The sequence below is a fragment of the Cycloclasticus sp. genome, from assembly GCA_040743155.1.
Taxonomy (GTDB): Bacteria; Pseudomonadota; Gammaproteobacteria; order Methylococcales; family Cycloclasticaceae; genus Cycloclasticus.
In genome coordinates this window covers 2,345,813-2,361,002 of the sequence record JBFLJU010000001.1, presented here as the reverse complement: position 1 = coordinate 2,361,002, position 15,190 = coordinate 2,345,813, and the positions used below count along the sequence as shown (strand labels likewise).

The following is a 15,190-nucleotide window of genomic DNA, read 5'->3' as shown; positions in this document are numbered from 1 at the left end:
CGCGAGGTCATAAGCGCACCAATATTGGTCAAATTATAAAAACAACACCTTTACATCCACAACTTTCGGCACTGTTAGCGTTCTATTTTTAAACCTTTCCGACACTTCTTCCGCTTGTTTTATGTTTTCAACTATCTCAAAAGGCAGCCTTATTTCGACCTCCACTTTGCCACCGAGGTAGTGGAGATTAATATTACGCACGCTGTCTTTTTCAATGAGCCCATCCCACGCTTCATCAAATTGCGTCAACAGACTATCTCTCAACGGCAGTGCCGCGCTTGGTGAATACATTTCGTCGTCTTCTGGGTCAATATGCACCATCACCTCACCAATGTTTTCCACTCCGCTCATCAATGACAGTCGTACCGTTTCACTGACTAAGTGACCCTCTGATACACTGATTTTTGGATCAACAAGAATGTGCACATCAACCAGAGCCGTTTCTCCCATTTTTCGGGTGCGCAAAAAATGCAGCTGCCTTACTCCATGTACATTCAAGATAAGCTGTTTGATCTGCTCTACAATGCGAGCATCTAAGGCGGTATCAACCAGTTCTTTACTCGCACTAAGCACCAGGTCAACACCAATTTTTACCACCATTAGACCCACAACAAGCGCCGCGATGGAATCAAAATACTGGAAACCTGCCATCTCAAGGCCAACCCCGATCAACACCACCAATGATGAAATCGCATCACTTCTATGGTGCCAAGCATTTGCCTTTAATAAAGCCGACTTAGTTTCTTTTGCTGTCCTCATCGTTAAATGAAACATCACTTCTTTAGAAAGCACTGACAGTGTTGCAATGCCTATAATCAACCAACCATACGACAGGCTCTGGTCATTAAAAAATCGCGATATTGCATCCCAAACAATTGCACCAGCCACCGCTATGAGTATCGAACCCAAGATGACGGTTGCTAATGTTTCAAAGCGCGCATGCCCATACGGGTGCTCCTCATCTGCTGCTTCGTTTGCATGATGGGCGGCGTAATACACCAAGGCATCAGTTAATAAATCAGATAATGAGTGAAAGCCATCGGCAATTAACGCGTGCGACTGACCCAACCAACCAAAGCCTATTTTCAAAATAGACAGCACTAAGTTAACCACACTGCCAATAACAGTGATTTTCTTTTTAGCCTGTGTTTCCGTTATGGTTTGCGACATAGCGTTGTATTAATCCTTTCCAACTTCGATAGTAAGGATATATTCGTGGTCAATTTCCTCAGTTTTTAACACAGTATGTCCATTAATTCTGCACCAAGCTGGAATATCCTGCATAACGCCCGGATCGGTACACGTTACCCGCACGTTATCACCAGTTGACAACGTTTTAATGATATTTTGCGTTTTAATAACTGGCATAGGACACATCAATCGACGCGCATCTAACTCAATCATACCCGCCAAGCCTCTTGAATTTCATCCGCCGCAAAAGGTTTTACCGCGATGTTTTTAGCCACACCATTTTTCTCAGCCACTTCCACATCAACCGTATCCGCATCACGCCCTTGACTGAAACGTGCAACAATTTTCGCTGCAAGCACCAAATCTTCATCACTCGCCGTGCCATCCAGTAATGTTAATGGCCCTTTATGACTCATTGTTCTTAGCGTAATAAACTGTTTTTTATAGCCTTGTAAAAAGTTGTTCTCACCTTCTTCGCGCGCCACTATTATTTTAAAGTTTGGTTTAGGGCGAAAATGACGGCCTACTTTTAACAACATAATGTCGTCTATTTCATAGTCGCGTTTACCGCGTGACGCCCATAAATCCGTCAACTTCACCGAATAGGCCTTATCCGTTAAGAAGCAACAGCCACCGGCTGGTTGCGCGTAATCATCAAAACCAAATTTTTCAGCCAAGGCCATTTGTGGTTTACGTGTACGGCCACTGAAGTCATACAATTCATCACGATTAACCCAACCTTCACGTTCGGGTAATGTTTCTGGTAAATTTTGTGCGCATAACGGCCTCAATAAACGATCTTCTGCACCAGATTCTTCCGAAATAATCGGCATCGTTTCTTTACGTTGCGACATAGGGCGCTGGCCGATGACCTCACCGGTAATAATAAAATCAAAACCATTCTCGTCTGCCCACTCTTTGGCTTTACCCACCATAAACACTTTACAGTCCAAGCATGGGTTCATGTTTGCCCCATAACCGTGTTTTGGGTTGATCAACACATCTTTATATTCTTCAATAATATCAATGATGTGCAGTTTTATGCCCAGCGTTTCCGCACTCCAAAGTGCGTTATTGCGTTTCGGCTTCGCCTTGTCTTTTTTACGAATCGCATGGGTGTGCCCTTCCACACAAAACCCAGTGTAAAAGTTAATACCTTCCACATGAACGCCTTGCTCAAGCATTACTTTTGCCGCTAATAATGAATCTAGGCCGCCTGAAATAAGTGCGACCGCCTTACGTTGTTTTGACATAGCTCTCAATCAATAAGTTAATTGCACGCATTATACCGGATGGTAGCTTGCTATGTTGGAGCCACTAACAAGTGAGCCTCTTTATAAAAAACTTAACCGTTACACATGAAGTTGAACTTATTACTTGGAAATACATCAATAGTGTTGCGTTTGAGTTCTCAGCTAATTCAGTTGCACAACTACAATACAATTTACTTAAAAACTAAAGGAGAAAACGATGCTTTATAAAAGCAATATCCCAGCTATGCGCCACCTGTCAATTGCACTAGTGGTTTTGGGTATATCATTCCTCGCATTACCAATTCTTGTGGAGTTGTTACCCAGTATGTTTCGCTGGTCAAATCCGGCGGTCAACATGGCCGATGAGCATATGATTGTGTCGATATATTATGCTTTAGGTATTTGCTTTTTTATTGCCGCTAAAGACCCGCTGCGTAATGCAATCCTTATTGATTTCACCATCATCTCAAGTATTTTGCATGGTACCGTGATGGCTTATTACGCCCTAGTACTGGAAGGTGAAATGGCGCACATGTGGGGTGACATACCCTTTATGTACGCAATGGCGATAGGTTTTTACATTTACCACCCGCGTCGTCTTGCACGTGCGGCTGCTTAACAAGGAGATTTTTTATGAATACACAAGACGTGATTGTTATCGGCAGTGGTTTTGGTGGCGCTGTTTCTGCTTCGAATATTGCCGAAGCCGGATTTAAAGTTAAGATATTAGAACGGGGGCCTTGGCGCGACAGCCTGCCTAATGCTTCCCAAGGTATTCCTAACCGAGTCCCGTTTCCTAGCGAAGGGCTAAATTTTTGGACGAAAGTAGTTCGCACATTACGTAACAATAAATTACCAGGCGGCCGCCTTACGCTTAACATAAATGGTTTTTATGAAGCCCATATTGGCAAAGGTTTAAACATCGTTTGCTCTTCCAATGTGGGGGGTGGTAGTCACGCTTATGGTGGTTTAAATATGCTGCCAGCCAAATCGAATTATTGGGATGACATCACCAGTGGCCTGAGTGAAGAGCAGATGGCAGGGCATTACGATTCTGTCTTCGGCCGTATGGGCTCTAGCGTGCCAGGTGATGAGCATATCCCGTTGTCGATTCGTAAGCGATTTTCTGACTCTGATTCAATTCAAAGTGATGACGAAGTAGGTAACTTGCAGATGGGGTTTTTATTTCCAAAAGAGGCAGGAAATCCTCAAGAGGTCACCACTGAAGATGGCGTTCGGCGTTGTGAAATTGCTCCTAACGAGGGTGGTTTTCTTGGTTCACCTAAAGGCGGTAAAACATCACTAGATGTGGCGTATTTATACCAAGCGATAAAACATGGCTTAGAAATCTGTGACCTTCAGGAAGTTTTGGCTATCAGAAAAACAAGCGAACTAGGTAAACCCCGCTACTGTGTGAAGGTGGAAAACCACCACACTGGTGAGTTTGAAGATCATTTTGCAGATCATGTTATTTTTGCAGCGGGTACTCTCAATACGCTCCATCTTCTACTACAAAGTCGCGAGGGCGAAAAAGGTCTCGGCGGTATGCCTCAGTTAGGTAAAAGCTTTGGCAGTAATGGTGACCTCTTTGCGTATTGGAATTTGCAAAACAAGGGTCAAGACATGACCCAAAGTCTGCCAGTTAATGGTTATGTGCGTTTGAAAAATTGGGATGAGGAGAATGGAGCCACCCAACCAACCATTGTTGAAACGCCAATGCCTAGTCCAAATAAGCTTCGCTTACCTAGCTGGCTTGCCAATAAAATGCGACAAGGAACTATGGTTGCAGGCATGGGTGAAGATGCGATGGATGGTACGGTTAGCCTTAAAAACGGCAAATTGAACGTTGATTATAACCCTGACAATAGCTCTATTTTTCGTCAGATCCGCGATCAAATGGATCGTATTGCTAAAAGTACAGACAAGCGTATTTTATCCTTTAAACGACCGACTACTGTCCACCCATTGGGCGGCGCTTGTATTGGGCGCGATGTCAACACGGGTGTTATCGATGACAAGGGAGAGGTTTTTGACCACCCAGGTCTTTATGTAGCTGATGCTGCAGCGCTACCAAAGCCAGTAGCAGCGCCTCCAGCGATGACTATCGCTGCCTGGGCAAACCACGTTGCTGAGCAGCTCATTGTTAAACTTCAGAAGGAAAAAACTTAAGGTATTTCACAGTCTTTAATTTACTGAAAAAACTAGATTATTGATGTGGATAAATTCCACACTTAGACGACAAGCTGTATCTTACTAAGTCAGCCAGTAACTCTTCCTTTTTTTGCTAAGGATATAATTGGCATAGCAACTCAAACACCTCCCCCCCATGCTTACACAAAGCTTTGGGGGAGGTTAATGACGACCCATTACCAGCGTTTTAATGATATATGCGGGCTTATTAGATATACTTCTCGTTTATTTAAATTACTGTCAATTTCAGCGTGTCAAAATCCAAACAAGACCTCCAAACATTCCAAGGCCTTATCCTTGCATTGCAAGAATATTGGGCTGACCAGGGCTGCGTTATTCTTCAACCTCTCGATCTTGAAGTCGGTGCAGGAACATTTCACCCCGCTACTTTTTTGCGTGCGATTGGCCCAGAGCCTTGGGCAACCGCTTATGTGCAACCTTCGCGTCGCCCAACCGACGGTCGATTTGGTGAAAACCCTAACCGCTTGCAACATTACTATCAGTTTCAAGTGCTTATTAAACCGTCACCAACCGATATTCAAGACTTGTATCTCGGCTCGTTAAGCCATTTAGGGCTAGATATGCTGGAACACGATATCCGTTTTGTTGAAGATAACTGGGAGTCACCAACGCTTGGCGCTTGGGGGCTTGGCTGGGAAGTTTGGCTAAACGGCATGGAAGTCACGCAATTTACTTACTTCCAACAAGTTGGCGGTTTAGATTGCCGCCCAGTAAGCGGTGAAATCACCTACGGCCTAGAACGAATTGCCATGTATATTCAAGGCGTAGAAAGTGTTTACGATTTGGTTTGGGCAAACACTAAAAATGGCCCGGTTAGTTACGGTGATGTTTTTCATCAAAACGAAGTGGAACAGTCCGCTTATAATTTTGACCACGCCAACACAGACGCGATGTTTAAACAGTTTGACGAATGCGAAACCGCTTGCAACTTATTGATTGAAAAAGGCTTAGCTTTACCCGCGTATGAACACGTTTTAAAAGCCTCGCATACCTTTAATTTATTGGATGCGCGCCACGCCATATCCGTTACCGAAAGACAGCGCTTTATTCTTCGCGTGCGTTCCTTATCTAAAATGGTCGCTGAAACCTACCTTGCTTCACGTGAAGCACTTGGATTCCCAATGTTAAAAACGGAGGAATCAGCATGATGGCCAGTAAAGACTTATTATTTGAACTGGGCTGTGAAGAGTTACCACCCACCACGCTAAAAACGCTACGCGACCACCTGTTAAACGGTATTTGTGCAGGCCTAGATGACGCTAATTTAAGCTACGGAAAGACCCATAGTTTTGCCAGCCCGCGTCGCTTAGCCGTGTGGATTGAAGGCGTTGAAACCGCTCAAGCAGATGAGACCGTTGAAAAACGCGGCCCCGCTGTTGCAGCCGCCTACGATAAAGAAGGCAACCCCAGTAAAGCCGCTTTAGGCTTTGCCCGTGGTTGCGGCGCTGAGTTTAGCGACTTAGGCACGTTAAAAACCGATAAAGGCGAATGGCTATCGTACAAAAAACTTGAAAAAGGCCAAGCCGCTGAAGCACTTATTCCCGGCATTATCGAAAAGTCACTCAACCGCTTACCCATTGCAAAACGTATGCGTTGGGGCAGTTCTAACGAAGCCTTTGTGCGCCCCGTCCATTGGGTTGTTCTATTATTTGGCAACGATGTAATCAACAGCCAGTTCTATGGTATTACCGCGTCTAATACTACCTTTGGCCACCGCTTTCATGCACCGGCTGGCATCTCTATTGATAAACCAAGCGATTACAGTGAGCAACTGAGTAAAGCCATGGTTATTGCTGATTTTGAAGAGCGCAAGGCCGCTATTGAAAAACAAGCCATTCAAGCCGCTGAAGCGGTTAACGGTAATGCGCATATCGAACCTAGCTTATTGGATGAAATTAGCGCCTTGGTAGAATTTCCAGTCGCCGTTACCGGTCGATTTGATGAACACTTTCTAGCTTTACCAAAAGAAGTGCTCATTACCACCATGCAAATTAATCAGAAGTACTTCCCTGTGCTTGATAGTGCTGGCGCGTTACTGCCTTTTTTCATCACCATCAGTAACATCCAAAGTACCAACCCTGCCTCTGTAAGCCATGGTAATGAACGCGTCATTAGCCCGCGTTTGTCCGATGCAGAGTTTTTCTGGCAACAAGATTTAAAAACCAGCTTGGCTGATCGTATTGCCTCTCTAGACAATGTCGTTTTTCAACATAAACTCGGCTCCGTTGGCGATAAAACCCGTCGTATTGAAAAGCTATCAAGCGAACTGGCGAAACAGCTTGGCCATAATCTTGATTATGCTTCACGTGCGGCACTCCTCAGTAAAACTGATTTAGTGACCGATATGGTCGGCGAATTCGCCAGTTTACAGGGCGTTATTGGCCGTTACTATGCCACTGAAAATGCTGAACCGGAAGAAGTCGCCACTGCCATACAAGAACAATATCTACCAAAACAATCCGGTGGTACATTGCCCAGCACACAAACGGGGCAAATTTTAGCGCTTTCGGATAAGCTCGATACAGTGGTGGGTATTTTTAGTATTGGACTACTGCCAACCGGCGACAAAGATCCTTTTGCGCTACGTCGCGCTTCGTTGGGTGTTTTAAGAATATTGATTGAACACAATATTAAATTAGACCTAAAATCACTCGTTTCGCTATCATGCCAACACTTTAACCATGATTTCGACGAAGATAGCACCACAAAGCAAGTTATTGGTTTTATGCTTGATCGCCTAAAAGGCTATTGCTTGAGCCAAGGGTTCAGCCCCGAGCAGTTTGCAGCGGTAACCTCGGTGAACTGTACCGAGCCGGTAGATTTTATGAACCGCCTTCAAGCGGTTAAAGAATTTGCCCTACTTGATGAAGCGGCAAGCCTAGGCGAAGCCAATAAGCGTATTCAAAACCTATTAAAGAAAGCGCCTAATAATGTTGCTGAACACTTCAACGAAGCGATTTTATCTGATAGCCAAGAAATTCATCTACATAAAGAACTACAAAAAACTGAACTGCAAATTAACCCGCTTATTGAGCAGAACAACTACATTGATGCACTAAAGGCGCTATCGACTCTTAAACAGCCGATTGACGACTTTTTTGAACATGTTTTCATCATGGCTGATGATGAGAAAGTTAAAAATACCCGTTTAGCACTACTCGCTAATATTCATGCTAATTTCATAAAAATTGCTGATATTTCAATGATATAGAACAAATGGGCTTAAATAAAACTCAAACTGTAGATATTATTTTAGATCGCGACGGTGTTATTAATCTTGATAGCGACGCCTATGTAAAAAGTGCTGACGAATGGCTACCGATAGACAGCAGTATTCAAGCCATCGCTCAGTTGCACAAGGCCGGTCACCGCGTTTTTGTTGCTACTAACCAATCCGGCATTGGCCGCGGCTATTTCAGCCTTGCTACGCTCAATGCCATGCATGAAAAAATGCGCGGCTTAATTAATGAAGCCGGTGGCATTATTACCGACATCGCATTTTGCCCACACGCTCCTGAAGATGAGTGCGACTGTCGTAAACCGAAAGCCGGTTTGCTCGAATCCCTTGCCCATAAACACAGCATTAACTTAACTCACGCGATTGTCGTTGGTGACAGTTTGCGAGACCTGCAAGCCGCAGATAAAGTCGGCTCAAGCGCGATACTCGTTTTAACCGGCAAAGGAAAAAAAACGCAGCAAGACAACCCGTCACTGCCTTACCCCATATATGAGAACCTCTATGACGCAACCCAAGCCATCCTCGCATAATATGTTTCTTCTCGGCATTCGATCCGTGTTGTTTTTTGGGTTTCAGGTTATCACGCTGTTTATTTTTGCACCGCTCGTTCTGTTATCCTTCCCCTTTTCTTATCGCACCCGCTACGCCATTGCCAGCGCGTGGGCAAAGCTTGTTATTAAAGCCCTCAAAGTCATTTGTAATTTAGACTTCGAAGTTTCCGGTGCTGAAAACATTAAAGGTAATGGCATTATTTTTTGTAAGCACCAATCCGCGTGGGAAACCTTTGCCTTACAGGTCATGTTTCCGGAACAGTGCTGGGTGCTAAAACGTGAATTATTGTGGATTCCCTTATTTGGTTGGGCGCTTGCACTTATTCAACCGATTGCCATAGACCGCTCTAAAAAGAGCAAATCGTTCAGACAAATCATTAAACAAGGAACACAGCGTTTGCAGTCGGGTCGCTGGGTTGTTATTTTTCCTGAAGGTACGCGTATCGCTCCCGGTGAAAAAGGCAAGTATATGGTTGGTGGTGCGCTACTGGCTGAAAAGTCGGGTTACCCTGTTATTCCCGTTGCCCACAATGCTGGCGAATTTTGGAGGCGGAAAGCCTTCATTAAATACCCAGGCACCATACAGGTAAGAATAGGTGAAATGATCGACAGCAAATCTATTTCGGCCAGAGAGCTTAACCAGAAGGCTGAAAAATGGATTGAAGGCCAGATGGACGAGATATCCAATAAAACTTCGTAGGCGAGCTTTCAGAAGCCTATTTTTTCCTTCAATATCGTTTCAATTTGCTTAATTCGCCTCAAATCGTGACTAACCGCAACCGGTGTTTCCTTTTCTTTATTTTTTAAAAGAATCGTATACTTTCTTCTAGAATCAAAAAAAGTAACTATTCCCGCTAATATTGCTAAAACACCGCCAGCCATAAACCACCGTGTTGTAAAAATTATCAATACGATACCTATCGCTACATAAGCATACGCTCGATCCTTTGCTGGGTTTTGCTCCCCTATATAAATAGACTCGATATCAGCCAACGATATTTTATTTTTGCCAACAATAATTTCATCTTCTGTCAGGAAAATATTTTCTTCTTTTAATATTTGGTTGTTTTCCACATCAGCACCTTGTCTTAATTCTTAATTTATTTAGTTTCCCATCGGTTGAGGTATCTAACTTTTTTATTAACGTTTAATAAAAAAACTAATCTCTGCCACCCCGATTAAGGACAACTAATTCTAATAGCGAATGACGTATAACTTCGGGTTCATTATCAAATAACCACGGAAATTACTATACAGGCGTTTCTTAATATTTCTAAGCCGTTAGTTTATTTAACGTCATTTGAAAACATTGCTGATTGGTACTTGAATCGTTTAACTCGCCTATACAAACAGACATATTATTTTCCTATAAATAATAAAGCTCTCTTCTTAGCTAAAATCCATTTATTGGTTTTTTAATACCCCAATACGGTAAACATCGTTGAAATTTTGCATCCCCAATTGTTTAAACGCCGGAATTAATCGTTAGGTTAAGCCGTTATATTTCACTGACCCAATTCAGCATAGAGGTGTTTTTGAAACCCAATAAATACCCGACTTATTTCAGGCACACCCCCAAGTTCCGACATCGCATCCCTTATGGAGTGGTACTTTAGTTCTAACAAATTAGGCAGTTTATCTTTATCTAGCTCGCCGACTCCTTGCGTCACATAATGCTCCAACACAAAAGATAGAAATTCTTGCTGCTGATCAGAGTAATGACTATAAATTTTAGCCTTATGATGACTCACCCGTTCCGCACGCGTCACCGCAGGCACCGCAAAAGACACGTAAGCCAGCACATCGTACAGGTCACTTTTCTCCGCTTCTATCACTCGGCTTAACTCGCGCAATTGCTCTATGCCGTAACCCTTTTCCTCAAGCCCATCTAACAGCTTCTTACGCGTGTCAGGCTTGCTCCATATTGCCCTTAACTCATCTTCATTCTTAAACAAGTCAGGGAGTTCACCATATAAGCGTTCAATAAACTGCGCAGAAGAAATGGGCGTACCATCGGCACTCCAAAAAGAAGTCGCCGTCATGCTTTGAATTGTCCGTTCCTTGCCATCTGCCAGCTTAATAACCAGCTTACTTTTCTTTTCGCAAACACATGGTTTTTCACCGCACTCAGAACAAGGCTCAGTAACGGAAGAGCATTCACATGGAATCGAACCACAAACAGCACAAGCTTCTGGCAACACTATTGAACAACTACAAGGGTTATCACCGCATTGTTCACATATTGCAGGCTCTAGTGGATCACCATCCCACTCAGGGTCGCTAAAGTGCTCATAGGCTTTAACAAAATCATACAGGGTGAAGTAATCTTTGCCGTCAAACAGGCGCGTTCCCCTACCGACAATCTGCTTAAACTCAATCATTGAATTAACAGGCCGCATCAAGATAATGTTTCTCACATTACGTGCATCCACACCGGTGGATAATTTTTGTGAGGTGGTGAGTATGGTCGGAATCGTCTTCTCATTATCTTGAAAAACTCTTAACCAGCGCTCCCCTTCTGCCCCATCATTGGCAGTTACTCGCACACAATAATTAGGGTCGGTATGGGTCTTATACTGATTAATCAAATCCCTTACCGCTAAGGCATGATCTTGGGTCGCACAGAAAACAATCGCTTTCTGGTTTTGATCAACCTTTTCCATGAATAACTTCACCCGATAAGCTTCGCGTTCTTTAATCTCAATAACGTTATTAAAGTCAGATTCGGTATAACGTTTGCCCGCCTCTACCTCACCTTCAAGCACCGCATCATCGGCGGTATAAACATAATCATCCAAGGTCGTGGCAATTTGCTGAACCTTAAAAGGCGTGAGGAAGCCATCATTAATACCCTCTTTCAGAGAATACACATAAACAGGCTCACCAAAATAAGCATACGTATCCACATTACCCTTACGCTTAGGCGTAGCGGTAAGGCCTAATTGAACAGCAGGCGAAAAGTATTCAAGAATTCCGCGCCAATTACCCTCATCATTCGCACCGCCTCTATGGCACTCATCAATGATAATAAAATCAAAAAAGTCAGCGGGGTAATCACCAAAATTGGGAGCCGCTTGACCGTTTGCATCGGTACCCGACATAAAGGTCTGAAAGATGGTGAAGAAGATATTTCCGTTCTTCGGCACCATCCCCTTCTTACGGATAGTCTTAGGATCTATTCTCACCAAGGCATCTTCAGGAAAGGCGGAAAAAGAGTTATAAGCTTGATCGGCCAAAATATTACGATCAGCCAAAAACAGCACTCTAGGCCTACGCGTTGCCTCAGCATCGCCCTGCCACGCTTTAAGATTCCAACGGCTATGGAACAACTTCCACGCTAATTGAAACGCAACAAAGGTTTTACCCGTGCCGGTGGCCAGCGTTAAAAGAATTCGTTCTTGCCCTGCCGCTATCGCTTCTAAGGTTTGGTTAATCGCATTATGTTGGTAATAACGCGCTTCCCAACTTCCGCCCTTATCTTCAAACGGTACCGCCGAAAAGTTATCGCGCCAGTGTTGGGTTGATGCCTCTTTTTCAACATACGTTTCGGCCCAAAGCTCATCTGGTGTTGAGTAGTTATCCACATAGCCTTCAACACCTGTTTGCATATCAACCCTGTAAATTTTTCTACCATTGGTTGAATACGCATAGCGAGCTTGTAACCTTGTGGCGTATCGTTTGGCTTGAGCAAGCCCTTCAGTATCGGCAAGGCTCATTCGTTTGGCTTCAATAACCGCCAGCTTTTGCCCTTTATACACCAATACATAATCGGCAATATCGGCTTTACTGCGTTTACCGGCACCAATAAGCAGCCCCGGTGCAATTACTTCTTCTCGCCGGATACGGCTATTATCAAGCACACCCCAACCGGCAGAAGCCAGCGCTGGGTCAATCAGTTCGGCACGTGTTTCAGCTTCATTTAAATCTAGGTTCATCCGTTTACCTTTGTTGATATCGTCTTAGCTTAATTGGCCTGAGAAGGCTTTTTGTAGGAGAGATTGTTTGAGTTCATTAAGTGCTTCACTCTTTCTTTTAAAGATCGATTTCAGCTTTTGTGACTTTAAACATAGGTCATCTAAGTCACGAACAATAGAGGCTTGTTTCCTCTCATTCATACTCGGAACAATCATACTTCTTAAAAGTTTTAGTGAAACTGTTTTCTGTGCAGTTCCTGTTGCACCATCAGTTGCTTGACGATAAACCATAGGCGATAACAAAGCATAATAAAGCCATGAACTATTTACACCTGGTTTTGGCCTTAATAAGCCGATATGCCGCTGGAAACAGAAATTAACTCCGTCAGGCACTTTAACAGGAATACCGTATGATCCTGTCACTGTATATAAGACATCACCATTTATAGGTTTTCTATGCTTTAATTTATTGAAGTAATCTTTAGGCACTTTGAAGGTATTAGAAAAGTCGATCAATTTAGTGTTCTTATCAATGTTAGAAATCGTGATGAATGGAATACCACTAGGGGCTTTAGGTGGAGCAGAATGATCACCATCAGTAATACATGAAGTTACTTCTGATAATGAAACAAGAGGGTCTTTATTGTCATAATTAAAGACATTATTAAGATAACTCTCAAACAACTCACGCGCATTAGTTAGGTTCTTCTCTGTATTTGTAATCGCTTGATCTATGCTTTTAAAGGCTTCATCTAGAATGGAGACTATGCGTTTTTGTTCTGTGAGTGCGGGAAGTAATACTTTAACTCGCTTCACTAAGCCGATATTAAGATTGCGAACTGTTGAGCCTGCAGCAAGTTCATCAAACTGTTTATAAGCAGCATTTGAACCAAGAAAATAATATAAGTAGTCTTGATTGAATGCACCCGATTTATCACTAAGGACTAACCATCCATCATGAATACAGCCGGAAGTTTTCATAATATACGGACGACCGAAACTCATGGAGTTTGATAGCAGAAAGTCTCCCGCCTGAACAAACCGTGACCGTTGAATACCTTCCCTTTTTATTTTTTGCTTAGTCTTATATATATACTTATTACTAGCGGTTGCGTCACCTATCTTGATCCAGTTAACACCATCAGCAGCATCTGTAATAAATTCTTTAATCGGACGCGGAGAACCTCCTCGAGCAATATCACATATTTCATCTAGTGATACAGTTTTCCAACCTTCACTCACAACATACCCCTAATACCCTCAAGCAGCTTAGCGCTCTCAGCATCTAAAGCTGTTATCTCAGCCAGTATTTCTTGCGGATCTCTTAGCGGTGCTTCTTCTTCCGCATTGGGGTTTTTAACTGATAAATCAAAGCTGCTCTGATCAATATCATTAGCACTGATAGACCAAGATTTATCGCTATCTTTAAAGCCTTTTTGTAGTTCTATAAATTCTTTTAGGTCATTATCATTTAACGGATTGGTCTTGCCCATATTGCGCCCAGGATCTAACTGGTAGTACCAAATGTTTTGCGTTGGTGCACCTTTTTCAAAAAATAACACCACGGTTTTAACGCCTGCCCCTAGGAAGGTGCCACTGGGGCAATCTAATACGGTATGTAAATTACAACTTTCTAGCAGTTCCTGACGCAGTGCTTTTGATGCATTATCAGAATTTGAGAGGAAGGTGTTTTTAATAACCACCGCACCTCTGCCGCCAGCTTTTAGGTATTTGATAAAGTGCTGTAAAAATAAAAAGGCCGTTTCGCCGGTTTTAATTGGGAAGTTCTGCTGTATTTCTTTGCGTTCTTTTCCGCCAAAAGGCGGATTGGCTAGAATAATATCGTAACGATCTTTCTCTTGAACATCGGCTAAGTTATCTGCCAGAGTGTTGGTATGCAGGATGTTAGGGGTATCTATACCATGCAGAATAAGATTCATGATGGCGATAACATACGCCAGACTCTTCTTTTCTTTCCCGTAAAAAGTTGCCGTTTGCAGGGTTTGCAATTGATCGGTAGTAAGCTTTTTATCGGCTCTTAGGTAGTCGTGCGATTCACATAGGAAACCGGCTGATCCACACGCGGCATCATAAATGGTTTCGCCGATGGTCGGTTTTATCACTTGAATCATCGCTCTAATCAACGGCCTTGGGGTGTAATATTCGCCGCCATTACGCCCGGCATTGCCCATGTTTTTGATTTTAGTTTCGTAAAGATGGGATAACTCGTGTTTTTCTTTTTGTGACCTAAAGTGCAGCTGATCCATTAGTTCTAGCGCATCTCTTAAGGAATATCCGCTTTGAAATTTATTCTTAATTTCGCTGAAGATTTCTCCAATTTTGTATTCGATGGTATCGGATGAGGTGGCTCTTTGTTTAAAACCTTTTAGATACGGGAACAATTCATTATCAACATACTCAATTAGATCATCACCGGTGAGTGCCGTATCGTGATCAAAACTGCCATCGGAGCGTTTAGGCGCAGCCCACTTTGACCAGTGATGCGCTTGATCAATTATGAAGTTATATTGCTTGCCCATTAACTCAGACTCAATCGCCCTTTCGCCTTCTAGGTCATCTAGGTATTTGAGAAATAGCATCCATGAGGTTTGTTCGGTGTAATCGAGTTCTGAAGAACAGCCCGCTTCTTTCCAAAGTACATCATCGATATTTTTGAAGGTTTGTTCGAACATGAATTGCTTCCCTGCTTATATGGTTGGGTTTTTAATATTGTGAGACACAGTATATTGTAATTAGGCAAATAAATAAGCGATGTTGAAAGTAGGCTTAAGCGACTTTCAAAAATTGCTTTTGCGGTTTTTCATCGATGCA

General features: G+C 43.1%; 13 protein-coding genes. 6 read left to right on the top strand and 7 right to left on the bottom strand.

What is annotated here, in order from left to right; genetic code table 11:
- Positions 1–33: 33 nt before the first annotated feature.
- Genes AB1Y31_11300 through AB1Y31_11290 form a run of 3 tightly spaced genes read right to left on the bottom strand, consistent with a single transcriptional unit; the run spans position 34 to position 2,444 of the window.
- Positions 34–1,170, bottom strand: coding sequence for a cation diffusion facilitator family transporter (locus AB1Y31_11300; GenBank protein ID MEW4983764.1), 1,137 nt, complete (start codon positions 1,168–1,170; stop codon positions 34–36).
- 9 nt (positions 1,171–1,179) lie between these two features.
- Positions 1,180–1,404, bottom strand: coding sequence for a sulfurtransferase TusA family protein (locus tag AB1Y31_11295; GenBank protein MEW4983763.1), 225 nt, complete (start codon positions 1,402–1,404; stop codon positions 1,180–1,182).
- Positions 1,401–2,444 carry a tRNA (5-methylaminomethyl-2-thiouridylate)-methyltransferase gene (locus AB1Y31_11290; GenBank protein MEW4983762.1) on the bottom strand — a complete coding sequence of 348 codons (1,044 nt, stop codon included), beginning with the start codon at positions 2,442–2,444 and terminating at the stop codon, positions 1,401–1,403. Before AB1Y31_11290 ends, AB1Y31_11295 begins: the two co-directional genes overlap by 4 nt.
- Before the next feature lie 217 nt (positions 2,445–2,661).
- On the opposite strand from AB1Y31_11290, the gene AB1Y31_11285 reads away from it, so the two are divergent.
- From AB1Y31_11285 to AB1Y31_11260, 6 genes are all read left to right on the top strand, one after another.
- A complete protein-coding gene (locus AB1Y31_11285) occupies positions 2,662–3,063 on the top strand; it encodes a DUF6632 domain-containing protein (GenBank protein MEW4983761.1) in 402 nt (133 codons plus the stop codon).
- A 14-nt stretch (positions 3,064–3,077) separates the two neighbouring features.
- Complete coding sequence (locus tag AB1Y31_11280; protein ID MEW4983760.1) at positions 3,078–4,613, top strand: GMC oxidoreductase; 1,536 nt, start codon at positions 3,078–3,080, stop codon at positions 4,611–4,613.
- Between the two features lie 272 nt (positions 4,614–4,885).
- On the top strand, positions 4,886–5,803 hold the full coding sequence (gene glyQ, locus AB1Y31_11275) for a glycine--tRNA ligase subunit alpha (protein ID MEW4983759.1): 918 nt from the start codon (positions 4,886–4,888) through the stop codon (positions 5,801–5,803).
- Positions 5,800–7,866 (top strand): glycine--tRNA ligase subunit beta, encoded by a 2,067-nt coding sequence (glyS, locus tag AB1Y31_11270; GenBank protein ID MEW4983758.1) that lies wholly within the window; start codon positions 5,800–5,802, stop codon positions 7,864–7,866. The genes glyQ and glyS overlap by 4 nt, the downstream gene beginning before the upstream one ends.
- Before the next feature lie 5 nt (positions 7,867–7,871).
- Positions 7,872–8,423 carry a D-glycero-beta-D-manno-heptose 1,7-bisphosphate 7-phosphatase gene (gmhB, locus tag AB1Y31_11265; GenBank protein MEW4983757.1) on the top strand — a complete coding sequence of 184 codons (552 nt, stop codon included), beginning with the start codon at positions 7,872–7,874 and terminating at the stop codon, positions 8,421–8,423.
- Positions 8,395–9,144 (top strand): lysophospholipid acyltransferase family protein, encoded by a 750-nt coding sequence (locus AB1Y31_11260; GenBank protein ID MEW4983756.1) that lies wholly within the window; start codon positions 8,395–8,397, stop codon positions 9,142–9,144. Before gmhB ends, AB1Y31_11260 begins: the two co-directional genes overlap by 29 nt.
- Positions 9,145–9,152: 8 nt before the next feature.
- Here AB1Y31_11260 and AB1Y31_11255 read toward each other — a convergent pair whose 3' ends face one another.
- From AB1Y31_11255 to AB1Y31_11240, 4 genes are all read right to left on the bottom strand, one after another.
- Positions 9,153–9,518, bottom strand: a complete 366-nt coding sequence (locus AB1Y31_11255) for a DUF6232 family protein (protein MEW4983755.1) — start codon at positions 9,516–9,518, stop codon at positions 9,153–9,155.
- Positions 9,519–9,949: 431 nt separating this feature from the next.
- Positions 9,950–12,379 (bottom strand): EcoAI/FtnUII family type I restriction enzme subunit R, encoded by a 2,430-nt coding sequence (gene hsdR, locus AB1Y31_11250; GenBank protein MEW4983754.1) that lies wholly within the window; start codon positions 12,377–12,379, stop codon positions 9,950–9,952.
- 24 nt (positions 12,380–12,403) lie between these two features.
- Positions 12,404–13,600, bottom strand: a complete 1,197-nt coding sequence (locus AB1Y31_11245) for a restriction endonuclease subunit S (protein ID MEW4983753.1) — start codon at positions 13,598–13,600, stop codon at positions 12,404–12,406.
- Positions 13,597–15,051 (bottom strand): N-6 DNA methylase, encoded by a 1,455-nt coding sequence (locus AB1Y31_11240; protein ID MEW4983752.1) that lies wholly within the window; start codon positions 15,049–15,051, stop codon positions 13,597–13,599. Before AB1Y31_11240 ends, AB1Y31_11245 begins: the two co-directional genes overlap by 4 nt.
- Positions 15,052–15,190 lie beyond the last annotated feature (139 nt).

Bases quoted from the DNA above. Each gene is read 5' to 3' on its own strand.
- AB1Y31_11300 (MEW4983764.1), bottom strand. From the start codon at position 1,170: ATGTCGCAAACCATAACGGAAACACAGGCTAAAAAGAAAATCACTGTT.
- AB1Y31_11295 (MEW4983763.1), bottom strand. From the start codon at position 1,404: ATGATTGAGTTAGATGCGCGTCGATTGATGTGTCCTATGCCAGTTATT.
- AB1Y31_11290 (MEW4983762.1), bottom strand. From the start codon at position 2,444: ATGTCAAAACAACGTAAGGCGGTCGCACTTATTTCAGGCGGCCTAGAT.
- AB1Y31_11285 (MEW4983761.1), top strand. From the start codon at position 2,662: ATGCTTTATAAAAGCAATATCCCAGCTATGCGCCACCTGTCAATTGCA.
- AB1Y31_11280 (MEW4983760.1), top strand. From the start codon at position 3,078: ATGAATACACAAGACGTGATTGTTATCGGCAGTGGTTTTGGTGGCGCT.
- glyS (MEW4983758.1), top strand. From the start codon at position 5,800: ATGATGGCCAGTAAAGACTTATTATTTGAACTGGGCTGTGAAGAGTTA.
- gmhB (MEW4983757.1), top strand. From the start codon at position 7,872: ATGGGCTTAAATAAAACTCAAACTGTAGATATTATTTTAGATCGCGAC.
- AB1Y31_11260 (MEW4983756.1), top strand. From the start codon at position 8,395: ATGACGCAACCCAAGCCATCCTCGCATAATATGTTTCTTCTCGGCATT.
- hsdR (MEW4983754.1), bottom strand. From the start codon at position 12,379: ATGAACCTAGATTTAAATGAAGCTGAAACACGTGCCGAACTGATTGAC.
- AB1Y31_11240 (MEW4983752.1), bottom strand. From the start codon at position 15,051: ATGTTCGAACAAACCTTCAAAAATATCGATGATGTACTTTGGAAAGAA.